The sequence below is a fragment of the Pseudomonas tremae genome, from assembly GCF_001401155.1.
Classification (GTDB): domain Bacteria; phylum Pseudomonadota; class Gammaproteobacteria; order Pseudomonadales; family Pseudomonadaceae; genus Aquipseudomonas; species Aquipseudomonas tremae.
Window position 1 is genome coordinate 1 of sequence record NZ_LJRO01000302.1, and the last position, 341, is coordinate 341.

At 57.2% G+C, this 341-nt stretch carries 1 protein-coding gene; it reads left to right on the forward strand.

Annotation, left to right across the window (positions count from 1 at the left end):
• On the forward strand, positions 1 to 333 hold a 333-nt coding region (locus tag ALO43_RS16945), incomplete at its 5' end, for a DUF3617 domain-containing protein (RefSeq protein WP_157062324.1).
• Positions 334 to 341: the final 8 nt, after the last annotated feature.

The following is a 341-nucleotide window of genomic DNA, read 5'->3' on the forward strand; positions in this document are numbered from 1 at the left end:
CAGATGATGAAGAAGCAGGGCGTGTCGCTCGGCGGCAAGGGCGTGAGAGCCTGCCTGACACAGGCTCAGGTACAGTCTGACAACATCCCGCTGACTGATCCGGCTTCCGGGTGCACGCAAAAAATCACCGCGCGAAATGGCAAGACCTGGAACTTTCAGTTTAGCTGCCCAAAAGCTCAGGGCACCGGGCAGGCGCAGTTCCTTAGTGATCGTGAGTTCACCACAAACGTGGTAGGTACTTTTAACGCCACTGGTCAGCAACAGAATGGCAGCATGGACACTCGCGCTGTATGGCTGGGGCCACAGTGCGGCAATGTCGCCCCGCGTACCTGATCAAATTC